Annotated in this window: 22 protein-coding genes and 1 riboswitch; of the genes, 13 read left to right on the top strand and 9 right to left on the bottom strand. The window is 69.0% G+C overall.

What is annotated here, in order from left to right; genetic code table 11:
* Positions 1–59 precede the first annotated feature (59 nt).
* Positions 60–464 carry a VOC family protein gene (locus ABDC25_RS05080; RefSeq protein WP_021198816.1) on the top strand — a complete coding sequence of 135 codons (405 nt, stop codon included), beginning with the start codon at positions 60–62 and terminating at the stop codon, positions 462–464.
* On the opposite strand, the gene ABDC25_RS05075 is transcribed toward ABDC25_RS05080, so the two are convergent.
* From ABDC25_RS05075 to ABDC25_RS05050, 6 genes are all read right to left on the bottom strand, one after another.
* Complete coding sequence (locus ABDC25_RS05075) at positions 452–826, bottom strand: VOC family protein (RefSeq protein ID WP_021198817.1); 375 nt, start codon at positions 824–826, stop codon at positions 452–454. The genes ABDC25_RS05080 and ABDC25_RS05075 overlap by 13 nt on opposite strands.
* 114 nt (positions 827–940) lie before the next feature.
* Positions 941–1,573, bottom strand: a complete 633-nt coding sequence (locus tag ABDC25_RS05070; protein ID WP_297557012.1) for a response regulator transcription factor — start codon at positions 1,571–1,573, stop codon at positions 941–943.
* Complete coding sequence (locus ABDC25_RS05065; RefSeq protein ID WP_292763170.1) at positions 1,567–2,760, bottom strand: sensor histidine kinase; 1,194 nt, start codon at positions 2,758–2,760, stop codon at positions 1,567–1,569. Before ABDC25_RS05065 ends, ABDC25_RS05070 begins: the two co-directional genes overlap by 7 nt.
* Before the next feature lie 40 nt (positions 2,761–2,800).
* Positions 2,801–3,556, bottom strand: coding sequence for an ABC transporter permease (locus ABDC25_RS05060; RefSeq protein WP_021198820.1), 756 nt, complete (start codon positions 3,554–3,556; stop codon positions 2,801–2,803).
* Position 3,557: 1 nt separating this feature from the next.
* Complete coding sequence (locus tag ABDC25_RS05055; protein ID WP_347125153.1) at positions 3,558–4,532, bottom strand: ABC transporter ATP-binding protein; 975 nt, start codon at positions 4,530–4,532, stop codon at positions 3,558–3,560.
* Between the two features lie 184 nt (positions 4,533–4,716).
* Positions 4,717–6,588, bottom strand: a complete 1,872-nt coding sequence (locus ABDC25_RS05050) for an FAD-dependent monooxygenase (protein ID WP_347125151.1) — start codon at positions 6,586–6,588, stop codon at positions 4,717–4,719.
* Between the two features lie 159 nt (positions 6,589–6,747).
* Between ABDC25_RS05050 and ABDC25_RS05045 the strand changes: the two genes are divergently transcribed.
* Positions 6,748–7,458: an IclR family transcriptional regulator gene (locus tag ABDC25_RS05045; protein ID WP_021198823.1), complete on the top strand. Its 711-nt coding sequence runs from the start codon at positions 6,748–6,750 to the stop codon at positions 7,456–7,458.
* A 105-nt stretch (positions 7,459–7,563) separates the two neighbouring features.
* Here ABDC25_RS05045 and ABDC25_RS05040 read toward each other — a convergent pair whose 3' ends face one another.
* A complete protein-coding gene (locus tag ABDC25_RS05040; protein WP_021198824.1) occupies positions 7,564–8,943 on the bottom strand; it encodes an MFS transporter in 1,380 nt (459 codons plus the stop codon).
* 153 nt (positions 8,944–9,096) lie between these two features.
* On the opposite strand from ABDC25_RS05040, the gene ABDC25_RS05035 reads away from it, so the two are divergent.
* The 9 genes from ABDC25_RS05035 to ABDC25_RS04995 all read left to right on the top strand — a co-directional run bounded on the left by ABDC25_RS05035 (position 9,097) and on the right by ABDC25_RS04995 (position 18,391).
* A complete protein-coding gene (locus ABDC25_RS05035) occupies positions 9,097–10,611 on the top strand; it encodes a fumarylacetoacetate hydrolase family protein (RefSeq protein WP_347125148.1) in 1,515 nt (504 codons plus the stop codon).
* The gene (locus ABDC25_RS05030) at positions 10,608–11,321 is read left to right on the top strand and encodes a GntR family transcriptional regulator (RefSeq protein ID WP_021198826.1); all 714 of its coding nucleotides are present in this window, start codon (positions 10,608–10,610) and stop codon (positions 11,319–11,321) included. The genes ABDC25_RS05035 and ABDC25_RS05030 overlap by 4 nt, the downstream gene beginning before the upstream one ends.
* Complete coding sequence (gene hpaE / locus ABDC25_RS05025) at positions 11,318–12,814, top strand: 5-carboxymethyl-2-hydroxymuconate semialdehyde dehydrogenase (protein WP_021198827.1); 1,497 nt, start codon at positions 11,318–11,320, stop codon at positions 12,812–12,814. The genes ABDC25_RS05030 and hpaE overlap by 4 nt, the downstream gene beginning before the upstream one ends.
* Before the next feature lie 91 nt (positions 12,815–12,905).
* The gene (gene hpaD, locus ABDC25_RS05020) at positions 12,906–14,069 is read left to right on the top strand and encodes a 3,4-dihydroxyphenylacetate 2,3-dioxygenase (RefSeq protein ID WP_029260486.1); all 1,164 of its coding nucleotides are present in this window, start codon (positions 12,906–12,908) and stop codon (positions 14,067–14,069) included.
* Between the two features lie 10 nt (positions 14,070–14,079).
* Positions 14,080–14,865, top strand: a complete 786-nt coding sequence (locus ABDC25_RS05015) for a fumarylacetoacetate hydrolase family protein (protein ID WP_347125145.1) — start codon at positions 14,080–14,082, stop codon at positions 14,863–14,865.
* Positions 14,850–15,650 (top strand): HpcH/HpaI aldolase/citrate lyase family protein, encoded by an 801-nt coding sequence (locus ABDC25_RS05010; RefSeq protein ID WP_347125143.1) that lies wholly within the window; start codon positions 14,850–14,852, stop codon positions 15,648–15,650. The genes ABDC25_RS05015 and ABDC25_RS05010 overlap by 16 nt, the downstream gene beginning before the upstream one ends.
* Positions 15,651–15,763: 113 nt before the next feature.
* Positions 15,764–16,993, top strand: a complete 1,230-nt coding sequence (locus tag ABDC25_RS05005; protein ID WP_347125142.1) for an MFS transporter — start codon at positions 15,764–15,766, stop codon at positions 16,991–16,993.
* A gap of 38 nt (positions 16,994–17,031) precedes the next feature.
* Complete coding sequence (locus ABDC25_RS05000) at positions 17,032–17,754, top strand: DUF6882 domain-containing protein (protein ID WP_167253332.1); 723 nt, start codon at positions 17,032–17,034, stop codon at positions 17,752–17,754.
* A gap of 70 nt (positions 17,755–17,824) precedes the next feature.
* Positions 17,825–18,391, top strand: coding sequence for a hypothetical protein (locus ABDC25_RS04995; protein WP_167253331.1), 567 nt, complete (start codon positions 17,825–17,827; stop codon positions 18,389–18,391).
* Positions 18,392–18,470: 79 nt separating this feature from the next.
* Here ABDC25_RS04995 and ABDC25_RS04990 read toward each other — a convergent pair whose 3' ends face one another.
* Both ABDC25_RS04990 and glyA read right to left on the bottom strand, forming a co-directional pair.
* Complete coding sequence (locus ABDC25_RS04990; protein ID WP_021198834.1) at positions 18,471–19,349, bottom strand: bifunctional methylenetetrahydrofolate dehydrogenase/methenyltetrahydrofolate cyclohydrolase; 879 nt, start codon at positions 19,347–19,349, stop codon at positions 18,471–18,473.
* Between the two features lie 124 nt (positions 19,350–19,473).
* The gene (gene glyA, locus ABDC25_RS04985; protein WP_021198835.1) at positions 19,474–20,748 is read right to left on the bottom strand and encodes a serine hydroxymethyltransferase; all 1,275 of its coding nucleotides are present in this window, start codon (positions 20,746–20,748) and stop codon (positions 19,474–19,476) included.
* Positions 20,749–20,788: 40 nt separating this feature from the next.
* A riboswitch (ZMP/ZTP riboswitch) is annotated at positions 20,789–20,873 on the bottom strand.
* A gap of 107 nt (positions 20,874–20,980) precedes the next feature.
* Between glyA and ABDC25_RS04980 the strand changes: the two genes are divergently transcribed.
* Positions 20,981–22,492: a family 20 glycosylhydrolase gene (locus tag ABDC25_RS04980; protein WP_347125138.1), complete on the top strand. Its 1,512-nt coding sequence runs from the start codon at positions 20,981–20,983 to the stop codon at positions 22,490–22,492.
* A complete protein-coding gene (gene nagA, locus ABDC25_RS04975) occupies positions 22,489–23,661 on the top strand; it encodes an N-acetylglucosamine-6-phosphate deacetylase (RefSeq protein ID WP_347125136.1) in 1,173 nt (390 codons plus the stop codon). Before ABDC25_RS04980 ends, nagA begins: the two co-directional genes overlap by 4 nt.
* The last annotated feature ends 603 nt before the right edge of the window (positions 23,662–24,264 follow it).

Here is a 24,264-nt window from a genome sequence, read left to right as displayed (position 1 = left end):
GGTTCGAACCACCATGGGCATCGTCCGCTCCGCCGGCTCTCCCCTGGCAGACTCGGACCATGCCGGGTTTCCATCACGTCGAACTGTGGATCGCCGATCTCGACGCGGTACGCGCGGAATGGCGCTGGATCCTGCAGCGCCTCGGTTTCACGCTCGACAGCGAATGGCCCGGCGGCGAATCGTGGGTCGCCGACAGCGCCTACCTCACTCTCACGACGTCTCCGAATCTGTCGGGCTCGACGCACGACCGCCGACGTCCCGGACTCAACCATCTCGCGTTCCACGGCGGTGCGCGCGCTGCCGTCGATGCGCTCATGGCGCAAGCACCCGCCCACGGCTGGGATCCGCTCTACGCCGACCGCTATCCGCACGCCGGCGGCGACCGGCACTACGCCGGGTGGCTCGAGAACGCCTCCGGCTTCAAGATCGAGATCGTCGCCGACGCCGGGCCCTACGCTCCATAGTCGGGGAGCTGCTGCAGCGTCCAGGAGTTGCCGTCCGGGTCGTCGAACGACACGAAACGCCCCCAGTCCAGCTCCTGCACCCCGCGGGCGGAGACGCCCAGACCCTGCAGGTGGGCGAGCGCCTCATCGGCATCCGGGACCACGACCTGGATCGTGTTCTGGCTGCCCGGCTCGAGGTCGATGCCCAGGCCGGTGCCGAACGCGATCGAGCATGCCGACCCCGGTGGCGTCATCTGCACGAAGCGCAGTCCCTCGGTGGGCGTCTGGTCCCAATCGGCGTTGAAGCCGATCTTCTCGTAGAAGGCCTTCGAGCGGTCCACGTCGGTGACCGGCACGAAGATGAGTTCGATCTTCCAGTCCATCAGGTGCTCCTCCTGTCGGGCGCCGTCGCCCGTCGCCGCCAACGGTACGCGTGAGCACCGACATCCGACCAGCGACATTCGACCAGCGACATTCGACAGTGAGCGAACCGCCCCTCAGATCCACCCCTTGTCGAGGGCGATCCGCACCGCCTGCGCACGGTTCGCCGCCCCGGTCTTCCCGATCGCCGCGGAGAGGTGGTTGCGCACGGTTCCCGCTGACAGGAACACCTCCGCGGCGATCATCGCGGCGGAACGTCCGTCCACGGCGAGCCTCAGCACCTGCCGCTCCCGATCGCTCAGCGGGTTCGCGCCGTCGAACAGGCTGTCGGCGGCGAGCGCCGGATCGAGCACGCGCAAGCCGGACTGCACGCGTCGTACCGCTTCGGCCAGTTCCTCGGCGGGCGTGTCCTTGACGATGAACCCGCTGGCACCGGCCTCCAGGGCGGAGCGCAGGTAGCCGGGGCGGGCGAACGTCGTCACGACGAGGATGCGTGTGCCCCCGCTCACCTCGCGGATGCGCCGTGTCGCCTCGACTCCGTCCATCCCGGGCATCTGGATGTCCATGAGGCACACGTCCGGTCGCAGCTCCTCCGCGAGTCGCACGGCTTCCGCCCCGTCCGCGGCCATGCCGACCACGGTGAGGTCGGGCTCCAACTCGAGCAACGCCCCGAGCGCGCCCCGCACGAGAGCCTGATCGTCGGCGATCAGCAAGCGGATGCCGATGTCGCGGCTCGATGCGTTCACCAGGTCACCTCCACGCGTGTGCCCGCGTCGCCGACGGGCCCCAGGACGAACGACGCACCGGCCGCCGCCGCGCGTTCACGCATACCGCGGATGCCGTTGCCTTCCACCAGGCCGACACCCACTCCGTCGTCCTCCACCACCAGGCGTCCGGGGAGCAACCTCACCCGAACCGTTCGAGCACGAGAATGCCGGAGCGTGTTCGTGGTCGCCTCGCGGAGGATCCAGCTCGCGGTGATCGCCTGCACCGGCGACAGCGCGCTCGGCTCCCCCTCGACCTGCAGAGCGATGTCCGCCGCACGGAACGAGTCGCGAGAAGAGGCGAGCTGCTCCACGAGCGTGGTCCCCCGCGCGCCGGCCACCGTCGAGCGGACGCCCGCGATCGCCTCCGCCGTGAGCCGTTCGATGTCGGCCAGCTCGGCCTTGGCCCGCTCGGGATCGGAGTCCATCAGCCGCCGCACCAACTGCGCCTTGAGCCCGACGACGGTCAGCGAGTGCCCGATCAGGTCGTGCACGTCGCGGGCCACCGCTTCACGCCCTTCGCTCGTCGCCAGCTCGAGGCCGAGCCTCTCCGCCTCCGCCGAACGCAGGATGAGCCACGTCGACACCGTGTTGACCACGCCGAGCAGCGCCACGATCGCGAGCACGGACAGATAGCTGATCCCCCCAGGAAGCAGGAAGACGCACAACGCCGTCACCGTGACCGCGGCGATCGTCGTGATCCAGTGCCACAGGCGCGTCAGCCCGTAGGAGGCGAACGACATGAGGAACGGCAGGAAGCTGAGCGCCGATCCTCCCTCCGCCGGGATCGAGATCACGACGCACCCGATCAGTGCGACGAACGTGATCCACTGCCTCCGCGAGGGTGCGCGACCCAGTCCGCCGCCGCCCCGCATCCCGTGCATGAAACCGGTGACGTACAGCACGACGAACGCGACCAGTGCAGCCCACCCCACCACGACCCACGGGACCGGCGCTTCCGAGCGCAGCAGCGCGATCACCGGATAGACCAGGAACACGAGCCAGATCACGGCCATCAGCCAGCCGAACCGCGCCCACGGGTCCTTCCCCGTAGCGCTGCGCGCTCCGGAAGCCGCCCATGCCGCCGGGGCCGCGCCCGCCGCCGCGAACGACGCGGCCTCGCGGGCGGACCCTGGCGTCTCTGGACTCTCCGGGTTCGTGTGTCGCGTCATCCGTCCAACCTACTGTCGCCCTGTGCCGCCGTCGGGGCCGCTACTGCCGCGCCCGGGAGCGCTTCATCCCCATCATGACGAGGAGGGCGAACAGCAGGAGCCAGACGGCGACGTTGAGGAACAGCATCCAGAGCGGATCGGTCTGTCCCGTCGTGAGCGTCCCGTCGGTGAGGGGCCACCGGCTCAGGGCGACGAAGCCGTATAGGGGGGTGAAGCGCGCGATGTCGAGCATCACACCGTCGAGCGGCATGAACACGTTGCCGAAGAACGCGAAGAACGTCATCGAGATCGAGGCGAGGGCCGCTGCCGAGTCGGAGCTGAAGAACAGTCCGACGCCGAGACCGAAGAGTCCGTACATGAGGCCGATCCCGAGGATGATGCCCGCCGTCGCGACCCAGCGCCAGGCGTCTTCCGCCTCGGCACCGGTCATCATCCCGGCGGTGAACACCGCCACCAATGCCAGCGCCGCGAAGGCGACCGCGGTGATCAGCTTCGTCACCGCGTATCCGGCCGTCGTGAGCGGGGTCATCGCGAGCTGGCGTCCCCACCCCTGCTTGGCCTCCGTCGCGGCGAGCGACGTGAGCGAGCTCATGGCGACCGCCGTGCCATAGGCCGCCATCGAGGTCATCACGTAGAAGGAGACGTTCCCGTGACCGGCAGAGAGCGAGCCGTAGCCCATTCCGGCGCCGAACAGCAGGTACATCGCGACCGGCATCGCCAGAGTGAACGCGAGCGTATAGGGGTTGCGCAGCTGGCGGAGGCCTTCGATGCGCAGCATGGTGGGTGAGACGAGCATGTCAGTTCTCCGTCAGTGCCGTGAAGGCGGTCTCGAGGGTGGGCGCGGCGATCTCCAGGTCATGGGCACCGTTGTCGAGCAGGATGCGGGCGGCGGCGTCGGAGTCAGCGGTACGCAGGCTGAGACGATCGCCGTCGAGCCGCACGCCGGCGACACCATCAGCCGCGCTCAGCACGGTGACGAGCACGGCCGCGTCTTCGTCGACCGTCGCCGAGACGGTCCGTTCTCCGAGGCTGGCGCGCAGCAGCGCGGTGGGGGCGTCGGCGACGACCGTCCCGCGATGCATCACCACGGTGCGGCGTGCGAACTGCTCGGCCTCCTCGAGATAGTGGGTGGCGAAGACGATCGTGCGCCCGGCATCCGCATCCGCCCGCATGACATCCCAGAAGTGCCGCCGGGCCGTGACGTCCATTCCCGCCGTGGGCTCGTCGAGCACCAGGATGTCGGGGTCGGACACCATCGCGAGCGCGAACTTCACGCGCTGCTGCTCACCACCGGAGCACTTCGAGACCCTTCGGCGGGCGAGATGCTCCAGGTCGGCGCGGGTCATGACATCGTCCACCCGGTCGAAGGCGTCGGCACCGTGGAGAGAAGCGATCAGCCGCACCGTCTCTCCGACGGTCAGGTCGCCGAGCAGGCCCCCGGTCTGCAGCACCGCCCCGATCGAACCGCTGGAAGTGGCGCGCTGCGGTGTCGTCCCGAGCACCCGCACGGTGCCGCTGCTGGGCTCGGTGAGCCCGAGAAGCATGTCGAGCGTGGTGGTCTTGCCCGCACCGTTCGGTCCCAGCAGCGCGACGACCTCGCCACGTCGGATCGACAGGTCGACCCCGTCGACAGCCTGCACCCGGCGGTCGCCCGTGCCGAAGTGTCGTTTCACGGCGCTCAGCTCGAGCACCACGGGTTCATCGGTCGGGGCGGCGGTTACCGGTCGAGCGGAGGCCCGCGTCGCCGTCCCGTCCACGAAGGAGTTGTTCATGCCTCCAGCCTCGTCCGATGCGGGCGGTGGCGCCGGAGGGCGGTGTCATCTCCTGGACGTGACACGTGTCATGTCCAGGCGCCCCGCAGCCCCGGGAGGAGAACCACCCTCGGGCGGAACGACCGGGGCCGACGCTCCGCCCGTCGAGGGGATCTCCGCCGGACGCGGAGCGGAGCCCGGGACCTCAACGCGCCGGAAGCAGCGCCCCCTCGAGGAAGTCGGCCAGCTCGGTCGTGTCATGCAGCGGCAGGATCGCTGCCACGTACTGGTCTGGCCGCACCACGACCACCACGCCGTCGCGCGACAGCTCGCGCGCGGCGAAGATGTCGGTCTCGGTCCACTTGCTGGGGCCCGCCGCATACACCTTCTCCCAGTCGGTCAGTCCGAGCGGCCCGGTCTTCGGCTGGAACAGCGCGGGAGCCGAGGTGACCTCGACCTCTTCGAACGGCTGCCGATAGACCGCCTTGACATCGAAGACGGCATCGACGTCGGCGTCCTCCGGCGTGAAGCGCGCGAACAGCGGCTCGGCCGCCTCCGCCCATGTGGCGAGCCCTTCACCGGTGCGGTCGCCGAACGCGTACACGCGCCAGCGGCCGTCGGCCTTCGCGTGGTGCCCGAGGTGCACGACGTTGCCGTCGCCCACGCGCACGACCTCGGCGGACTTGAAGCGCTTCCCGAGCGGGAAACCCACGGCCAGATCCTGGTGCCGGTCGGTTCCGGTGATCATCGACGAGGTGTACTGCGTCATGAACCCCGACGGGAACTCTGCCGTGGCGAGGTAGTAGGTCGCCAGCTCGTTGGGGTCGGAGATCTCCTCGGGCTTCCGCGCCATCAGGCTCGACCACTCGCGGTCGAAGTCGATCAGCTGCTGCGCCACGGGCCGCCGCTCGGCACCGTACGTGGCCAGCAGGGCTTCCGGGGCACGGCCCGAGAGCACAGAGCCGAGCTTCCACCCGAGGTTGAAGCCGTCCTGCATCGACACGTTCATGCCCTGGCCCGCCTTGGCGCTGTGCGTGTGGCACGCGTCGCCGGTGAGGAACACCCGGGGCGTGCGTCCCGAACCGTCGATCACGTCGTCGAAGCCGTCGGTGACCCGGTGACCGACTTCGTACACGCTGTGCCAGGCGACCTCGCGGACATCGAGTGTGTACGGGTGCAGGATCTCGTTCGCGCGGCGGATGATCTCCTCGATCGGCGTCTGCCGTACGCGATGGTCATCGTCGTCCGCGACCTCGCCCAGGTCGATGTACATGCGCGAGAGGTATCCGCCCTCCCGCGGGATGTGCAGGATGTTGCCCGCCTCGGAGTTGATCGCGCACTTGGTGCGCCAGTCCGGGAAGTCGGTGTTGACGAGCACGTCCATGACACCCCAGGCGTGCGCGGCCGAGGCGCCCACGTGCGTGCGGCCGATCGCCTGACGCACACCGCTGCGGGCGCCGTCGCAGCCGACGACGAACTTGGCACGGATGGTCCGCTCCTCGCCCGAGCGCTCCCCCGCGACGTAGCGGATGCCGACCTCGACGGGGTACTCCCCATCGTGGTGCACCGTGAGGCCGGTGAACTCGACCCCGTAGTCGGGCACGATCCGGCCGGGCCCGTTCGCCGCGGCTTCGGCGAAGTAGTCCAGCACGCGGGCCTGGTTGACGATGAGGTGCGGGAACTCGCAGATGTCGTACGCGTAGTCGGAGGTGCGCGAGGTGCGGACGATCTCGTCGCGCTTGTCCGGGTTCGGGCCCCAGAAGTTCATCCAGCCGATGTTGTACGCCTCGGCGATGATCCGCTCGGCGAAACCGAACGCCTGGAACGTCTCGACGCTGCGTGGCTGGATGCCGTCGGCCTGGCCGAGCGGAAGGCGCCCGTCGCGCTTCTCGATGATGCGGGTGGAGATGTCGGGATACTGCGCCATCTGGGCGGCGAGCAGCATCCCCGCAGGCCCCGAGCCGACGATGAGCACATCGATCTCGTCGGGGAGGTCGGCGGGCCGCGCGACCCCGATGCCGGCGGCGCCCTGCACGCGCGGGTCAGCGGAGACGTAGCCGTGGTGGTGGAACTGCATCGTCGTCGATTCCTTCCGGACGTCATCGTCGGGTGTGTCTGTCGGAGGTGGTTCATCGGGTCTTGCACCCGACGCCATCGTGTTCTATATTCGAACACAACGTTCTACTATTGAACACAGCCTAAACCGCGCCGTCCGCGATCGCAAGGGAGCACCCGCATGCCCGACAGCACGATCCCCTCGCCCGCCTCCCAGACTCTCAGTCGCGGCATCCGCATCCTCGAGGTACTCGCCGATGCCCGCGGCCCCCTGACGATCGACGAGATCGCGTCCCGTCTCGGTGTGCACCGCTCCATCGCGTATCGCCTGCTGCGCACGCTCGAAGACCACGGGCTGGTCACGCGCGACGCCTCCGGAGCCGTGAATCTCGGGGCGCGCATGGCAGCACTCGCGGCCGGGGTCGCGCACGACCTGCAGGCCGAGGCGCTTCCCGAGCTCACGGCGATCGCCAACGAACTCGGCATGACATGCTTCCTCGCCGTCCTCGACGGCACCGAGTGCATCACGCTGGCCAGCGTCGAGCCTCGGCACGCGGTCGCGAGTGTCGCCCAACGCCCCGGCGCCCGACACCCGGTGTCGGTCGGCGCCCCAGGGAAAGCGATCCTCGCGCAGGTGCCGGTCGCGGAATGGCCGGATGAGGTTCCCGCATCGCTTCCTGCCGACGTCGATGCGGCGCGTGCCCGCGGCTATGCGACGAGCCACGACGAGGTCATCCCCACCGTCCAGTCCGTCGCGGTCCCGCTCACCCTGCGCGGACAGCGCCCGGCCGCGATCGCCGTCGTGCACGTGGCAACAGACCTCGACGATGCCGAGATCGCCGCGCGACTCCGACAGGCGGCGTCCGACATCCGCGACGCTCTCGACGGCTGACGCGCGCGCAGCCCTCGAGACGAAGCTCCCGCCGCGCTTCCTGTCGTCGCCGTGTGGCAGACGACAGGAAGCGCGACGGGAGCACGTCATGCCATCCGCGCGAGGTCAGGCCTTGGCGAGTCCGTAGATCGGGCTGACGGACTGCTCTTCCTCATGATCCGGTCCGAGCGGGATGCCCGAGCGGTCGCGGAGCAGCAGGGTCGCGACGAGACCCAGTACGGTCATTCCGGCCAGATACCAGGTGACGGCCCCCGTCGAGCCGGTCGCCTTCACGATGGCCGTCGCGATCGTCGGGGCGAACGCACCGCCGGCGATGGCGCCGATCGCGTACGAGATCGAGACACCGGAGAACCGGATGCTCGCGGGGAACAGCTCGGCGTACAGCGCCGCCTGCGGACCGTAGGTGAATCCGAGGCCGATCGTGAGGATCGCCAACCCGGCGAACAGCAGGCCGATCTCGCCGGTGTTGACCAGCGGGAACAGCGTGAACACACCGACCAGCTGCAGCGCCCAGCCGACGATGTACGTCGTGCGGCGGCCGATGCGGTCGGACAGCCACCCCGCGAGGAGCGTGGTGAGCAGCCAGGTGACCGCGGATCCGGCGACCGCCCAGAGCACGGGGCCGCGCTCGAGGCCGATGGGGCCGGCAGGGTCCGTGGCGTACCCCTGGATGTATCCGCCCGTGGTCATGTAGCCCACGGCGTTGTTGCCGGCGAACACGAACGCGGCGATGATCACGAGCAGCAGGTGCTTGCGGAACAGCTGCGCGATCGGCATCCGCGCCTTCTCCTTGCGCGCGGCGAGCTCGGTGAAGACCGGGCTCTCCTCGACCTTGCGGCGCACGTAGTACCCGACGAGGATCAGCACCACGCTGAGCAGGAACGGCACACGCCAGCCCCACGCGAGGAACTGGTCGCCGGGGGCGATCACCGTCATGAGCGCCATCACACCGGAGGCGAGCAGGAGGCCGAGAGGCACGCCGATCTGCGGGGACGCGCCGAAGATGCCGCGCTTCTTGCGGGGCGCATGCTCGACGGCCATCAGCACGGCACCGCCCCACTCACCGCCCGCCGAGATGCCCTGCACGATGCGCAGCAGCACCAGCAGGATCGGCGCCATCAGTCCGATGGTCTCGTACGTGGGCAGGATGCCGATGAGGGCGGTGGCCGCACCCATCAGGATCAGCGTCCACATCAGCACGGCCTTGCGCCCGAGCTTGTCGCCGTAGTGGCCGGCGAGGAAGGCGCCGAGGGGACGGAACAGGAAGCTGACGCCGACCGTGGCGAAGCCGATCAGGGCGCTGTTCTCGCCGAGCGGGGCGAAGAAGAGCTGACCGAACACGAGCCCGACGGCCGTGGCGTAGATGAAGAAGTCGTACCACTCGACCGTGGTGCCGACGACGGTGGCGAACACGACACGGCGCCGATCGGCCGCTGTCGCGATGGTTCCGGTGGGCGTGAACCCAGCCTGTGACTGCCCACTCATGGGGTGTCTCCTTTGGTTGTGACCGCATTGTCACGGCGTGCAGCGGAGCGGATCCGAAGTGCTTGCCGAGGGGTGAACCGATGATATATGATTTCGAATACGACGCACAAGGCGTCACGCACGACATCGCAGACGAGCGCAAGGAGGCGCCCCGTGACGGCCCCCATCACCCGCCCCGGCAAGATCATCGCGATCCACCTGAGCTATGCCTCGCGCGCCGACCAGCGCGGCAGGCGCCCTGCCTCCCCTTCCTACTTCTTCAAGCCGGCCAGCTCGGTCGGCGTCTCCGGTGGCACCGTCGAGCGCCCTGCCGGCACCGAGCTGCTCGCCTTCGAGGGCGAGATCGCTCTCGTGATCGGCACTCCCGCCCGCCGGGTCTCGCTCGACGACGCCTGGGACCACGTCGGCTGGGTCACCGCCTCGAACGATCTCGGCCTGTACGACCTGCGCGCGAACGACAAGGGCTCGAACGTCCGCTCCAAGGGCGGCGACGGATACACGCCGCTCGGCCCCGACCTGATCGATGCCCGCACGGTCGACCCCGCCGCCCTCCGGGTGCGCGCCTGGGTGAACGGAGAGCTCCGTCAGGAGGACACCACCGCCGGCCTCATCTTCCCGCTCGCGCAGCTCGTGGCCGACCTGTCCCAGCACTTCACGCTCGAGCCCGGCGATGTGATCCTCACCGGCACTCCCGCCGGTTCTTCGGTCATCGTCCCTGGCGACGTCGTCGAGGTCGAGGTGGATGCCCCGGAGGCCCCCGGCGCTCCGACCTCGGGCCGTCTCATCACCACCGTCACGCAGGGCGAGACGCCCTTCGACGGCGGCCTCGGATCACTCCCCGCCGTCGACGACCTGCAGCGCACAGAAGCGTGGGGCTCTCGCGAGGAGGCAGGCCTGCCTCCCCTCGAGAAGACGCACGGGCTCTCCCCCGAACTGCGCGCCCAGCTCCTCGAGGCGCCGACGGCCGGTCTGTCGGCGCAGCTCCGCAAGCGTGGACACCACTCCTGCTTCATCGACGGCGTGTCCGTGAACATCCCCGGCAGCAAGATTGTCGGCACCGCGAAGACGCTGCGCTTCGTGCCGTTCCGCGAAGACCTCTTCGCCTCCCACGGCGGCGGCTACAACGCCCAGAAGCGCGCGTTCGACGCCGTGGAAGAGGGCGAGATCATCGTGATCGAAGCCCGAGAGGATGCCACGACCGGCACCCTCGGCGACATCCTCGCCCTGCGCGCGAAGGTCCGCGGAGCGGCCGGGGTCGTCACCGACGGGGGCGTCCGCGACTTCGACGCCGTGGCCGAGATCGGTCTCCCCGTGTTCTCGCAGGGCGCGCATCCGTCCGTGCTCGGCCGCAAGCACGTGCCATGGGATGTGGACGTCACGATCTCCTGCGGCGGCGCGACCGTGCAGCCGGGCGACATCATCGTCGGCGACAGCGACGGCGTGATCGTCATCCCCCCGGCACTGGCTGCCGAGGTCGCGGCGAGCGCCGTCGCGCAGGAGATCGAAGATGCCTGGATCGCCGAGCAGGTGGCCGCCGGCCACCCCGTCGACGGGCTGTTCCCTCTGAACGCCGAGTGGCGAGCCCGCTACGAGGAGGCCATCTCCGACCGGAGCGCCGCCGACCGGAGCGCCGCTGACCGGAGCGCCGCTGACCGGAGTGCACGATGACCACGACGGCGGCCAGCAAGTCCGAGGTGGCTTACGAGTGGCTCCGCTCCCGCATCACGGGTCATATGTTCAGCCCTGGATATCGTCTGGTGCTGGGATCCATCGCGGACGACCTCCAGATGAGCGTCGTCCCGGTGCGCGAAGCCATCCGCCGCCTCGAAGCCGAAGGACTCGTGACGTTCGAGCGCAACGTCGGCGCACGCGTGACCCTCGTCGACGAGAGCGAATACGCCCACACCATGCAGACGCTCGGCCTCGTCGAAGGCTGCGCCACCGCGCTCTCCGCTCCCCTTCTCGACGACGCCGCCCTCGATGAGGCCACCCGCATCAACGAGCGGATGGCGCAGATGCTCGACCAACTCGACGCCCACGCCTTCACCGAGCTCAACCGCCAGTTCCATTCGGTGCTGTTCGAGCCGTGCCCCAACCCGCATCTGCTCGATCTCGTGCACCGCGGCTGGTCGCGGCTCTCCGGCATCCGCGACACGACGTTCGCATCGATCCCCGGACGCGCCCAGCACTCGGTCGAGGAGCACACCGAGATCCTCGATCTCATCCGCGCGGGTGCCGACCCTCTCGAGATCGAACTCGCCGCCCGCAACCACCGCTGGCGCACCATGGACGCGTTCCTCGACGCGCTGCACGCCCGTTCCACCCAGACGACTTCCGACCAGACGACTTCTGCCCAGACGACCGGAGAATTCTCATGACCGATTCGCGCATCCCCGCCGACCTCCCCGACCACATCCAGCACTACATCGACGGCGCATTCGTCGACTCCGTCGATGGAGACACGTTCGACGTGCTCGACCCGGTCACCAACCAGGCGTACACGACGGCCGCAGCGGGCAAGAAGGCCGACATCGAGCTCGCCGTCGCCGCCGCGAAGCGCGCGTTCGATGAGGGCCCCTGGCCGCGCATGCTCCCCCGCGAGCGGTCGCGGGTGCTGCACAAGATCGCCGACATCGTCGAGTCGCGCGATGCGCGTCTGGCCGCGCTCGAGTCGTACGACTCCGGCCTCCCGATCACGCAGGCACTGGGTCAGGCCCGTCGCGCCGCCGAGAACTTCCGCTTCTTCGCCGACCTGATCGTCGCGCAGTCCGACGACGCCTTCAAGGTGCCAGGGCGCCAGATGAACTACGTCAACCGCAAGCCGATCGGCGTCGCCGGGCTCATCACGCCGTGGAACACGCCCTTCATGCTCGAGTCGTGGAAGCTCGGTCCCGCGCTCGCGACCGGCAACACGGTCGTGCTGAAGCCTGCCGAGTTCACGCCGCTCTCCGCGTCCCTCTGGGCAGGCATCTTCGAGGAGGCGGGGCTGCCGAAGGGCGTCTTCAACCTCGTGAACGGCCTCGGCGAGGACGCGGGCGACGCGCTCGTGAAGCACCCCGACGTGCCGCTCATCTCCTTCACGGGTGAGAGCTCGACCGGACAGCTCATCTTCGGCAACGCCGCGCCGTTCCTCAAGGGGCTGTCGATGGAGCTCGGTGGCAAGTCGCCCGCCGTGGTCTTCGCCGACGCCGACCTCGAGGCCGCCGTGGACGCCACGATCTTCGGCGTCTTCTCCCTCAACGGCGAGCGCTGCACGGCCGGATCCCGCATCCTCGTCGAGCGCTCGATCTACGAGGAGTTCGTCGAGCGCTACGCCGCTCAGGCGAAGCGCGTCAAGGTTGGTTACCCGCACGACCCCGCCACGGAGGTCGGTGCTCTCGTTCACCCCGAGCACTACGAGAAGGTCATGAGCTACGTCGAGATCGGCAAGACCGAGGGGCGCCTGGTCGCCGGCGGCGGTCGTCCCGAGGGTTTCGAGGAGGGCAACTTCGTCGCGCCGACCGTGTTCGCCGACGTCTCCCCCGACGCCCGGATCTTCCAGGAGGAGATCTTCGGACCCGTCGTCGCGATCACGCCGTTCGACTCCGACGAGGAGGCGCTGTCGCTCGCGAACAACACCAAGTACGGACTCGCCGCCTACATCTGGACCAACGACCTCAAGCGGGCGCACAACTTCGCGCAGTCGGTCGAGGCCGGCATGGTGTGGCTGAACAGCAACAACGTGCGCGACCTCCGCACCCCGTTCGGCGGCGTGAAGGCCTCGGGTCTCGGTCATGAGGGCGGCTACCGCTCGATCGACTTCTACACCGACCAGCAGAGCGTGCACATCACGCTCGGGCCCGCCCACAACCCGACCTTCGGCAAGAACTGACCCACTGTCTCGTTCCGGTCGCACTCTCCGCCGCCCCACCGACGCGGATGCGACAGAGAGTGCGACCGGAACCTCACGCAAGGACGCTGACATGACACACCGCGACGACATGACCCTGACCTCCTCCGGCTTCTACGTCTCCCAGGAGGCGCCGATCCGCTCCGAGAACCCCATCGCGACGCCGCAGAGCTCGCCGCCGGACATCCTCCGCTGCGCGTACATGGAGCTCGTGGTCACCGACCTCGCGGCCTCGCGGCAGTTCTACGTCGACATCCTGGGCCTGTACGTGACCGCGGAGGACGACGAGGCGATCTACCTGCGGTCGACGGAGGAGTTCATCCACCACAACCTGGTGCTGCGCAAGGGCCCGATCGCCGCCGTGGCCGCCTTCTCGTACCGGGTCCGCACTCCCGAAGACCTCGACCGCGCGGTGGAGTTCTACACCGAGCTGGGCTGCGATGTGCGACGCGATGAGAACGGCTTCGTCAAGGGCATCGGAGACTCGGTGCGCGTGGTCGACCCGCTCGGCTTCCCCTACGAGTTCTTCTACGCGACCGAGCACGTCGAGCGGATGTCGTGGCGCTACGACCTGCACATCCCCGGCGAGCTGGTGCGGCTGGACCACTTCAACCAGGTCACCCCCGATGTGCCGCGCGCCGTGGGGTTCATGCAGGATCTCGGATTCCGCGTCACGGAGGACATCCAGGACGACGAGGGCACCGTCTACGCCGCCTGGATGCGCCGCAAGCCCACGGTGCACGACACGGCCATGACCGGCGGCGACGGCCCCCGCATGCACCACGTGTGCTTCGCGACCCACGAGAAGCACAACATCCTCGCGATCTGCGACAAGCTCGGCGCGCTCCGCCGCTCCGACTCGATCGAGCGCGGCCCCGGGCGTCACGGCGTCTCGAACGCCTTCTACCTCTACCTGCGCGACCCCGACGGCCACCGCGTCGAGGTGTACACGCAGGACTACTACACGGGCGACCCCGACAACCCGGTCATCACGTGGGATGTGCACGACAACCAGCGTCGCGACTGGTGGGGCAACCCCGTCGTCCCGTCCTGGTACACGGATGCCTCGCTGGTCCTCGACCTCGACGGCAACCCGCAGCCGGTCGTGGCCCGCACCGACGACTCCGAGATGGCGGTCACGATCGGCGCCGATGGTTTCTCGTACACGCGCGCGGACGACGACAAGGACATGCCCGAGTACAAGCAGGGCGAGTACAAGCTGGGCCACCAGCTCTAAGGGGGCACGGATGCTGTCAGCAGAGACGATCACGCAGATCGCGGCGGAACTCGCGGAGGCCGACCGCACGCACTCCGTGATCCCGCGCATCACAGCTCGGTACCCGGAGGCCACGGTCGAGGACTCCTACGCGATCCAGGGGGTCTGGCGCGACTCGCAGATCGCCGCGGGTCGCCGACTCGTCGGTCGCAAGATCGGATTGACCTCGAAGGCGATGCAGCAGGCCACGGGCATCACCGAGCCGGACTACGGGGTGATGTTCGACGACACGGTCTACGACTCGGGAGCCGAGATCCCGGTCGACCACTTCTCGAACGTGCGCATCGAGGTCGAGCTGGCCTTCGTGCTGAAGACCCCGCTCGAGGGCCCCGACTGCACCCTCGACGATGCTCTCGCGGCGATCGACTACGCCGTCCCCGCGCTCGAGGTGCTGAACTCGCACATCGAGCTCGAGGGCCGCACGATCGTCGACACGATCAGCGACAACGCGGCGTACGGCGCGATGGTGCTCGGCACCGTGCGCAAGCTCCCCGATGAGATCGACCTGCGCTGGGTTCCCGGTGTCCTCTCCCGCAACGGCGAGATCGAGGAGACCGGTGTCGCCGCCGGGGTGCTCGGTCACCCGGCCACCGGGGTCGCGTGGCTCGCGAACAAGTTCCATCAGCACGGCGCGCGTCTCGAGGCTGGAGAGATCATCCTGGCAGGATCGTTCACACGCCCGATGTGGGTGTCGCGTGGCGACGAGGTGCTGTGCGATTACGGACCGATGGGAACAATCGCATGCCGCTTCGTCTAGCCCCTTCGTTCCGCGAGCAGATCGCGGACTCCGATCGCCCCTTCGTGGGCATGTGGGTCTGCTCCGGCAGCCCGCTGCTCGCCGAGGTCGCCGCGGGGTCGGGACTGGACTGGCTGCTGATCGACATGGAGCACTCGGCGAACACGCTCGAGTCCGTGCTCGTGCAGCTCCAGGCCGTCGCCGCGTACCCGATCGCCCCGCTCGTGCGGGTGCCGTCGAACGACACCGTCGCGATCAAGCAGATCCTCGACCTCGGAGCGCAGAACCTGATCGTGCCGATGGTCTCCTCCGCAGACGAGGCCCGCGCCGCCGTCGCGGCCACCCGCTACCCGCCCGAGGGCGTGCGCGGAGTGGGCAGCGCCCTCGCCCGCAGCGCGCGCTGGAACCGTGTCGATCGCTACCTGCAGGAATCGGCGCAGCACATCTCGCTCACGGTGCAGATCGAGACGGTGGCGGGCGTCGAGGCCGCAGCCGACATCGCCGCGGTCGACGGCGTCGACGCGGTTTTCGTCGGCCCTTCCGATCTGTCCGCGTCGATGGGCCTGCTCGGCCAGCAGACCCACCCCGAGGTCACGGCCGCCGTCGAGAAGGTCTTCGCCGCGGTCAAGGCGGCAGGTAAAGCCGTCGGCGTCAACGCTTTCGACCCGGCAACCGCCGACGCCTACTTCGCCGCCGGTGCCGACTTCGTGGCCGTCGGAGCGGATGTCGCTCTGCTCGCACGGGCGTCCGAGGCTCTGGCCGCGCGCTTCATCGCCACCGACGACTCCTCCCGCGCCAGCTACTGACCTTTCGAATCGCGCACGTGGCTGTGTCCAGGACCTGGATGCAACCGTTTGCGCGATTCGAAGGACTCCCGCCCGTGGCAGGATAGCCGGGTGCACAGGAGCGAGGTCGTGAGGTGAGCCGCGGGCTCGCCGCGATGCAGGACCGCAACTTCCGCTGGTTCTTCCTCGCCCGGGCGATCACGATGATCGCCGGGTCGACGTCCTCGATCGCCCTCGCCTTCGCGGTCCTGGAGATCGACAACGACGCGCGATCGCTGTCCTTCGTGCTCGCCGCCTTCACAGTGAGCAACATCGTGTTCGTGCTGTTCGGCGGCGTGATCGCCGACCGACTCCCCCGGGCGCTGATCATCCAGGCCTGCTATGTGGTCGACATCCTGTCGATCGGCACGATCGCCGCGCTCCTGTTCACGGGCAACGCCACGATCCCGCTCCTCGTGATGCTCTCGATCGTCAACGGCGCTTCGACGGCGTTCGTGCTGCCGGCGATGCAGGGCATCATCCCGCAGCTCACGACTCCCGAGCATCTGCAGCAGGCGAACGCGATGCTGTCCTTCGTGCGCTCAGCCGTGACCATCGGCGGCCCGATCATCGCGGGCGTCCTGGTGGCGACCGCGGGCCCGGCCTGGGCGATGGTCGTGCAGGCGACCGGATGGGTGATCGCGATCCCGGTGCTGGCCCTGGTGAAGCTCCCTCCCCCGTCGCACGCGGGCGGCACCACGATGTTCCACGACCTCCGCGTCGGATGGCGGGAGTTCTGGAGTCGCTCGTGGCTGTGGACGATCGTGCTGGCCTTCATGGTCATGAACGCCATCCACGTCGGCGCCTGGGGTGTCGTGGGCCCGTACATCGCGAAGAACAACGATCTGCTCGGCATCACCGGATGGGGCTGGGTCGTGAGCGCCGAGGGCGCCGGCGTGCTGCTGATGACGCTGCTGCTTATGTGGTTCCCGCTGCGACGGCCGCTGCGCTACGGCATGATCGGCATGGCCGCCTTCGCGATCCCCGTGACGATCCTGGGCGTGCATCCCGCGGTGGTCCTGCTCGCCATGGCCGCGTTCATCGCGGGGGCGGGGGCCGAGGTCTTCAGCACGGGGTGGAACCTCGCGATGATGGAGAACATCCCCGGCGAGAAGCTCTCCCGGGTGTCGAGCTACGACATGCTCGGCAGCTTCGTCGTGATGCCGATCGGCACGCTCGTGTACGGCTGGCTGATCACACATGCCGACCCCGCGACAGTGCTCATCGCCTCGGGTGCCGTGTACGCGGTGATCGCGCTGGCCACCCTGATGGTGCCGAGCGTCTGGCGGATGGGACGCCCGGAAGCCGCGACGATCTCCGCGTGAACTAGCGGATTCATAGCATCGACCGCGAGACTGTCGGCATGACCTTCGCCGCGCTCCAGCCCCTCGCCGATCGTGCCGCCCTCTTCGTCGCACTCCGTCAGGATGCTCTCTCCGCCGCCGCCGATGCCCTCGGCGAGCACCGCTGGGACGCGGACCTGGCTGCCGGCACGCTGACCTTCACGGCCGACGCCGATCCGTCCCGCCAGCTCGTGGCCCGCGCGCACCTGATCGCGACGATCGCACCGGGACCCCGGTCGCTGCTGTGGGCCTGGGCACACCCGAGCGGCGACCCGCAGGGAGTCGCCGCGCAGCTGCACGCATACGGCAATGAGCACGGCGTCGCCGAACTCACCACCGCCGAGGTCGCGTTCCCCGCCGAGGTCTCCGGCGACGACGAATGGATCGCCCAGGCGGCCCACACGGTCGGCGGCGTCGCGGTGGAGCTCACCGGGCGCTCCCCCTACTATTCCGCCCCGGTCGGCAACGGAACACGGGCGGTCTTCCTGCTCGACGCTCCGCTCGCGCCGCTCACGGTGGCCGATGCGGTCATCGCGCTCCCCCGCGTGCTCTCCGCCGCCGTCCTGCCCGATGCACGCACGGCGGTCTGGGACCTCGCCCGCCTCGCGGGCTGGACGCTCACCTGGACCGATGAGGCGTTCTCCGGGGCGACGGTGTCGGATGCCACGGGAACCGCGACGTTCCGCTTCGACGAGCAGGCCCGCATCAGCGGGATCGAGAGCACACTGCACAATCAGGGGTGACCGGGCACTCTCAGGGGTGATCGGGCACAATCAGGGGTGATCTGCCCTGGAGGTGTGGGATTCTGGGCGCATGAAGAACGGAATCGTCCGGTTCGCCGCGCTCTACGTGTTCGACGTCGCCGTGCTGCTGCTGATCGGCCTGCTACTGCCCGGTGTGTCGGTCGGTCTGAACGCGCTGTGGGCGTCCGTCATCCTGACCCTCGCCGCCCTGTTCGTGAAGCCGCTGCTCGCCGGGGCCTTCCGCACGTCGGCCGCGAAGTCCGCCGCCGAGCGCACCAGGACCGGCGAGAAGGTCGTGCAGTACGTCCTGGTGTATCTCGTCGAGCTCATCATCTGGGTGCTCACGGTGTGGCTGAGCGGGGTGCGTGCCTCCGGCTTCTGGGCGTTCGTGCTGCCGCCGCTCGCACTGCTGTTCGGCTGGATGATCTACGACCAGATCGACGATCGGCTGCGGGCGAAGGCGGGCGAGATCTACGATTCGGTGCAGGCACGCGTGCAGGGAGGCGCGAAGGCCCCATCCTCCGCGCCCTCCGCGCCCGCCGCGCCGCCGGAGTCGCCGGAGACCCGCGCCGCCCGTGACGAGCTCCGCGACGGGCTGACGCCCGAGCAGCGACGGATGCTCGACGAACTGGGCTGATCCGGGCGGTACGCGCCCGGAACGAGGAAGGCGCCCTCCCGTCACCGGGAGGGCGCCTTTCCTGCGCGAAGGGTCGTCGTCAGAGCGACCGTTCGGCCGCTTCCACGACGTTGGTCATGAGCAGCGCGACCGTCATCGGGCCGACACCTCCCGGGTTCGGGGAGATGTAGCCCGCCACGTCGGCGACATCGGGGGCGACGTCGCCGAACACGAGGCTCTTCCCCGTCTCCTCGTCGGTCTCGCGCGTCACACCGACGTCGAGAACGGCCGCGCCGGGCTTCACGTCTTCCGCGCGGATCAGGTGCTTCACGCCGGCCGCGGCGACGATCACGTCGGCCTCACGCAGGTAGCGCGGCATGTCGACGGTGCCGGTGTGCGTGAGGGTGACCGTGGCGTTCAGGTCGCGCCGGGTGAGCAGCAGTCCGATCGAGCGTCCGATCGTGACGCCGCGCCCGACCACCACGACATGCTTGCCCTTGAGGTCGTAGTCGTTGCGCAACAGCAGTTCGATGACCCCGCGCGGCGTGCATGGCAGCGGCGTGTGGATCGGGCTGTTGACGTTCAGCACCAGGCGCCCGAGGTTGGTCGGGTGCAGGCCGTCGGCATCCTTGGCCGGGTCGATCCGCTCGAGAATCGCGTCGGTGTCCAGATGCTTGGGCAGCGGCAGCTGCACGATGTAACCGTGGCAGGCCGGGTCGGCGTTGAGCTCGTCGATCAGCGCTTCGACGTCGGCCTGGGTCGCTTCCGCCGGCAGCTCGCGCTGGATCGAGTTCATCCCGATCGCCTCGGACTGCCGATGCTTCATACCCACGTACAGCTGCGACGCCGGGTCGGCGCCCACGAGCACGGTGGCGATCCCGGGCGTCACCCCCTTGCTCTTCAGCGCGGCGACGCGCTCGGTGAGCTCGGCCCGGATCGCGGCCGAAGCCGCCTTCCCGTCGAGGATCTTCGCGGTCATGGTGTCTTCCTTACGTCGTCACCGCCGAGTGCACGGCCTCCCGTCGAGCGCACGGCTTGTTCACGTCGACAAGCCGTGCGCTCGGCAGTACCCCGTGCACTCGCGAGAGGGAGGTGCTGCGGAATTACTGCTGCAGGTCCGGGTAGAGCGGGAACGCGGCGGCCAGGGCGTCGACGCGGGCGCGCAGGGCCTCGACGTCGGCCCCCGGGAGCAGCGCGAGGGCGATGATGTCGGCCACCTCGGTGAACTCGGCATCACCGAAGCCGCGGGTCGCGAGCGCGGGCGTGCCGATGCGCAGGCCCGAGGTCACCATGGGCGGACGCGGGTCGTTCGGGACGGCGTTGCGGTTCACGGTGATGTGGATGTCGTGCAGGAGATCCTCGGACTGCTTGCCGTCGATCTCGGCGTCGCGCAGGTCGACCAGAACCAGGTGCACGTCGGTGCCGCCCGAACGTACGGAGATGCCGGCGTCCTTCACGTCCTGCTGCGACAGGCGCTCGGCGATGAGCTTCGCCCCGCGCAGCACACGCTCCTGGCGCTCCTTGAACTCGGGAGTGCCGGCGAGCTTGAACGCCGTGGCCTTGGCCGCGATCACGTGCATGAGCGGTCCGCCCTGCTGCCCGGGGAACACCGCGGTGTTGATCTTCTTGGCGAGCTCGGCGTCGTTGGTGAGGATGAAGCCCGAGCGCGGGCCGCCGATCGTCTTGTGCACGGTCGAGGAGACGACGTGTGCGTGGGGCACCGGGTTCGGGTGCAGACCTGCGGCGACCAGACCGGCGAAGTGCGCCATGTCGACCCAGAGCAGCGCGCCGACCTCGTCGGCGATCTCACGGAACGCGGCGAAGTCCATCGTGCGCGGGTAGGCCGACCAGCCGGCGATGATGACCTTCGGCTTGTGCTCGATCGCTAGGCGACGCACCTCCGCCATGTCGATCGTCGAGGTCTCGGGGTCGACACCGTAGGCGACGATGTCGTACAGACGGCCGGAGAAGTTGATCTTCATGCCGTGCGTGAGGTGGCCGCCCTGGTCGAGGGACAGACCGAGCAGGGTGTCGCCGGGACGGGCGATCGCGTGCAGGACCGCCGCGTTCGCGGAGGCGCCGGAGTGCGGCTGCACGTTCGCGAACTCCGCACCGAACAGGCTCTTCGCCCGCTCGATCGCGAGGGACTCCGCGACGTCGACCTCTTCGCAGCCACCGTAGTAGCGGCGTCCGGGGTAGCCCTCCGCGTACTTGTTCGTGAGCACGGAGCCCTGCGACTGCAGCACCGAGACGGGCACGAAGTTCTCCGACGCGATCATCTCGAGGAAGGTCTGCTGGCGCTTCAGCTCGCGATCCAGGACCTGAGCGATCTCGGGGTCGACCTCGGAAAGCGGGGCGTTGAAGTAACGGTCGGTCATGATGACGTGCTCCTTTGACAACGGATTCGAAAGGGGTGTTCCTATCGGCCCAGGCGCGCGGTCGAATTCCGTGGTCAGTCGCTCCCCGGTGGTAGTCCACCCAGACGCCAGTCGCGACGGTTACGAGCATAGCCGATGCGAGCCGCCGCGCACGCTGCCGTCTCATGGCGGTCGCAGAATCGATTCGAGTTCTGCCATTCCGCTGAGCGGCACCGACGGGTAGGTTTTGTTCATGGTCCTTCCTCATCCTCTTCCGCTCGTTCCCGTGCCCGTGTCCGCCGTCGCACGAGAGGGACGGATGCCGATCACCGCGAAGACGCGCGTGCGCGGTTCCTCCCCCGCAGCCGCCCAGCTGATCGACGCGGTCGAGCGCCGCAGTGGCATCCGGCTCTCCGTCGTCGACGAGGCCCTCGCCGACATCGAGTTGATCGTCGACCCGGAATCCTCGGCGCCGGAAGGCTACACACTCGAGATCGGCGATCAGGCCATCGTCGTCGGGGCCGACGAGGCAGGGCTCTTCTACGGTGTGCAGACACTGCTGCAGCTGCTGCGCCAGGACGACTCCGGTTGGGCGCTGCTCCGCGCCGACGTCGCGGACTCCCCGCGTTTCCCGCGACGGGGCGTCATGCTCGACGTCGCCCGGCACTTCTTCGGCGTCGACGATGTGAAGAGGTTCATCGACAGCACGAGTGCGCTCAAGTTCAACCACCTGCACCTGCACCTGAGCGACGACCAGGGGTGGCGCGTGCACATCGACTCCTGGCCGCTGCTCACCGAGCGCGCCTCCGGCACGTCGGCGAACGGCGACCCCGGCGGCTTCTACTCGAAGGACGACTACCGCGAGCTCGTGGCGTACGCCGCCTCGCGCCACATGATCGTGATCCCCGAGATCGACCTGCCCGGGCACACCCACGCGATCGGCGTGGCCTACCCCGAGCTCGTCGAGGCGCCGGTGCTGAACGACAACCTCATCGCGGATTCCGCGCGTCTGGGCCAGCCGTTGCCCGTCGCCGGCGAGACCTACCTCGGCTGGGGTGTCGGCCATTCCAGCGTCCGCATCCACGAGGAGCGCACGTACGAGTTCGTGCGCGACGTCGTCCGCGAGTTGGCCGAGATGACGCCGGGGCCGTACATCCACATCGGCGGCGACGAGTCGCTCGGCACTCCCCAGGCCGACTTCGATCTGTTCGCCGCGCGCGCGACCTCGATCGTCGTGGAAGAGGGGAAGATCCCGATGGCCTGGCACGAGATGGGCTCCGCGGCGAACATCGCCGAGGGCACCGTCGGGCAGTACTGGGGGAAGACCACGCCCGAAGGCACGCACGCCGAGGAGGCCGCCCATTTCGTCGAGCGGGGCGGCGCTCTCCTCATGTCGGCGGCTGACGTCACCTACCTCGACATGAAGTACACGGAGGACTTCCCCCTCGGACTCACCTGGGCGGCGATCATCGACGTCCGCTCCGCCTACGAGTGGGAGCCCACCGCGGTGCTCGACGTCCCCGAGGCCGCGATCCTCGGTGTGGAGGCCCCTCTCTGGTCGGAGACCACCCGCACGATCGACGAGGTCGAGCAGCTGGTCTTCCCGCGCGCCGCTGCGCAGGCCGAGGTCGCCTGGTCGCCACGAGAGACACCGGAGCGCACATGGGAGTCGTTCCGCCTGCGGGTCGGGTCGTTGGCGCCGCTGTGGAAGGCTGAAGGGGTCGATTTCCACCCCGCAGACGAGATCCCCTGGAGCGCACGTTGAGCACCCACTCCTCTTCGACCGGTTCGCTGGTCATCCACTCGGCGCGGATCATCGATCACGGCGACATCGTCGAGGACGGCTGGATCCGGGTCGAGGACGGTGTCGTGACGGCCCGCGGGACGGGATCGGAGTGGACGCCGGCGGACGAGATCGTCGACGCGACCGCCGTCGCCGGCGCGGGCGCCCTGCTCACTCCCGGCTTCATCGACATCCACGGGCACGGAGGCGCCGGTGCCGCGTTCGACGACGGCGTGGAGGCGATCCGCACCGGACGAGACCTGCACCGCGCGCACGGCACCACCCGCGCGGTCATCTCGCTCGTGACCGCGTCGCTGGACTCCCTCGCCCGCAGTGTCGCGCTCATCGCGGATCTGACCTCGACGGATACCGACATCCTGGGATCGCACCTCGAGGGGCCCTTCCTCGACCCCGGGCATCACGGAGCCCACGAACCCTCGCTTCTCCGCCATCCGGCGGCCGCGGATGTCTCCCGCCTCCTGGATGCCGGCCGCGGCACCGTCCGTCAGGTCACCATCGCGCCGGAGCTCCCCGGCGGGATCGACGCGATCCGACAGATCGTGGCAGCGGGCTCTGCGGCCGCCGTCGGCCACACCGATGCGGATGCCGCCATGGCGATCGCCGCGTTCGAGGCGGGAGCCTCCATCCTCACCCACGCGTTCAACGCGATGCCGGGGATCCATCACCGCGCTCCGGGGCCGGTTCTCGCGGCGGCGGCCGATCATCGTGTGGTGCTCGAGGCCATCGCCGACAACGTGCATCTGGACCCGCACGTCGTCAAGCTCGTCTTCGACTCCGCCCCCCGGCGGGTCGCGCTGATCACCGATGCGATGGCGGCCGCCGGGAGTGCCGACGGCCACTACGACCTCGGCGCGGTGAGCGTCACGGTGCGCGACGGCGTGGCGAGGGCTGACGACACCGGATCGATCGCCGGATCGACGCTGACGCAGGACGTGGCCCTGCGGCGGGCCGTGCAGGCAGGCGTGTCGCTGCCCGAGGCCGTTCGCGCGCTCACGGAGACGCCGGCACGGGCGATCGGCCGCGATTCTGCTCTCGGCGGTCTGCGCAACGGGATGCTCGGCGATGCCGTGCTCCTGGATGCGGAACTGCGCGTCGCGCGCGTGTGGTCAGGACCCCGGCTGCTCGTCTGAGACGGCGCCGCGCGCGACGCGCAGCTCTGCGCTCTCCGGTCATGCATGTGTGACGGGGCGGGAGGCCGCCGTTCCCCAGATCGGCGGCCTCGTTCCCCCTCGTGAGACGGGCGGCCGGGTTCTCCTCCCCCGAGGATCCCGACCTGCCCGACCAGTGCGAATGCCCCCGCACCAGTGCCTGGATCCCGCCCCCCGGTGGAATCCTCACGGCTGTCTCTATGGGATGAGACGACGCTCCTCCCGATTCATTACGCGACTTCTCGAAATTCTTTCGAGAAGTTCTTCCCGATCCTCGGATCGAACGTGCGGGAGGCCGCCGTTCCCCAGATCGGCGGCCTCGTTCCCTCTCGTGAGACGGGCGGCCGGGTTCTCCTCCCCCGAGGATCCCGACCTACCCGACCAGTGCGAATACCCCCGCACCAGTGCCTGGATCCCGCCCCCCGGTGGAATCCTCACGGCTGTCTACATGGGATGAGACGACACTCCTCCCGATTCATTACGCGACTTCTCGAAATTCCTTCGTATGAGTTTCGGGGACCCCCGACATCCGGCTCCGGCGGCACCGCTGGCGAACCCGGGCATCGCCTTGGAGTTCCGGGAAAG

The sequence above is a fragment of the Microbacterium sp. SY138 genome, from assembly GCF_039729145.1.
GTDB lineage: Bacteria > Actinomycetota > Actinomycetes > Actinomycetales > Microbacteriaceae > Microbacterium > Microbacterium maritypicum_A.
Note: the sequence above shows the minus strand (reverse complement) of the source record. Positions and strands in the feature narration are given on the sequence as shown.

Coding starts and splice junctions, on each gene's coding strand:
- ABDC25_RS05080 (WP_021198816.1), top strand. CDS start 60: ATGCCGGGTTTCCATCACGTCGAACTGTGGATCGCCGATCTCGACGCG.
- ABDC25_RS05075 (WP_021198817.1), bottom strand. CDS start 826: ATGGACTGGAAGATCGAACTCATCTTCGTGCCGGTCACCGACGTGGAC.
- ABDC25_RS05065 (WP_292763170.1), bottom strand. CDS start 2,760: ATGACGCGACACACGAACCCGGAGAGTCCAGAGACGCCAGGGTCCGCC.
- ABDC25_RS05060 (WP_021198820.1), bottom strand. CDS start 3,556: ATGCTCGTCTCACCCACCATGCTGCGCATCGAAGGCCTCCGCCAGCTG.
- ABDC25_RS05055 (WP_347125153.1), bottom strand. CDS start 4,532: ATGAACAACTCCTTCGTGGACGGGACGGCGACGCGGGCCTCCGCTCGA.
- ABDC25_RS05050 (WP_347125151.1), bottom strand. CDS start 6,588: ATGCAGTTCCACCACCACGGCTACGTCTCCGCTGACCCGCGCGTGCAG.
- ABDC25_RS05045 (WP_021198823.1), top strand. CDS start 6,748: ATGCCCGACAGCACGATCCCCTCGCCCGCCTCCCAGACTCTCAGTCGC.
- ABDC25_RS05040 (WP_021198824.1), bottom strand. CDS start 8,943: ATGAGTGGGCAGTCACAGGCTGGGTTCACGCCCACCGGAACCATCGCG.
- ABDC25_RS05030 (WP_021198826.1), top strand. CDS start 10,608: ATGACCACGACGGCGGCCAGCAAGTCCGAGGTGGCTTACGAGTGGCTC.
- hpaE (WP_021198827.1), top strand. CDS start 11,318: ATGACCGATTCGCGCATCCCCGCCGACCTCCCCGACCACATCCAGCAC.
- hpaD (WP_029260486.1), top strand. CDS start 12,906: ATGACACACCGCGACGACATGACCCTGACCTCCTCCGGCTTCTACGTC.
- ABDC25_RS05015 (WP_347125145.1), top strand. CDS start 14,080: ATGCTGTCAGCAGAGACGATCACGCAGATCGCGGCGGAACTCGCGGAG.
- ABDC25_RS05010 (WP_347125143.1), top strand. CDS start 14,850: ATGCCGCTTCGTCTAGCCCCTTCGTTCCGCGAGCAGATCGCGGACTCC.
- ABDC25_RS05000 (WP_167253332.1), top strand. CDS start 17,032: ATGACCTTCGCCGCGCTCCAGCCCCTCGCCGATCGTGCCGCCCTCTTC.
- ABDC25_RS04995 (WP_167253331.1), top strand. CDS start 17,825: ATGAAGAACGGAATCGTCCGGTTCGCCGCGCTCTACGTGTTCGACGTC.
- ABDC25_RS04990 (WP_021198834.1), bottom strand. CDS start 19,349: ATGACCGCGAAGATCCTCGACGGGAAGGCGGCTTCGGCCGCGATCCGG.
- glyA (WP_021198835.1), bottom strand. CDS start 20,748: ATGACCGACCGTTACTTCAACGCCCCGCTTTCCGAGGTCGACCCCGAG.
- ABDC25_RS04980 (WP_347125138.1), top strand. CDS start 20,981: ATGGTCCTTCCTCATCCTCTTCCGCTCGTTCCCGTGCCCGTGTCCGCC.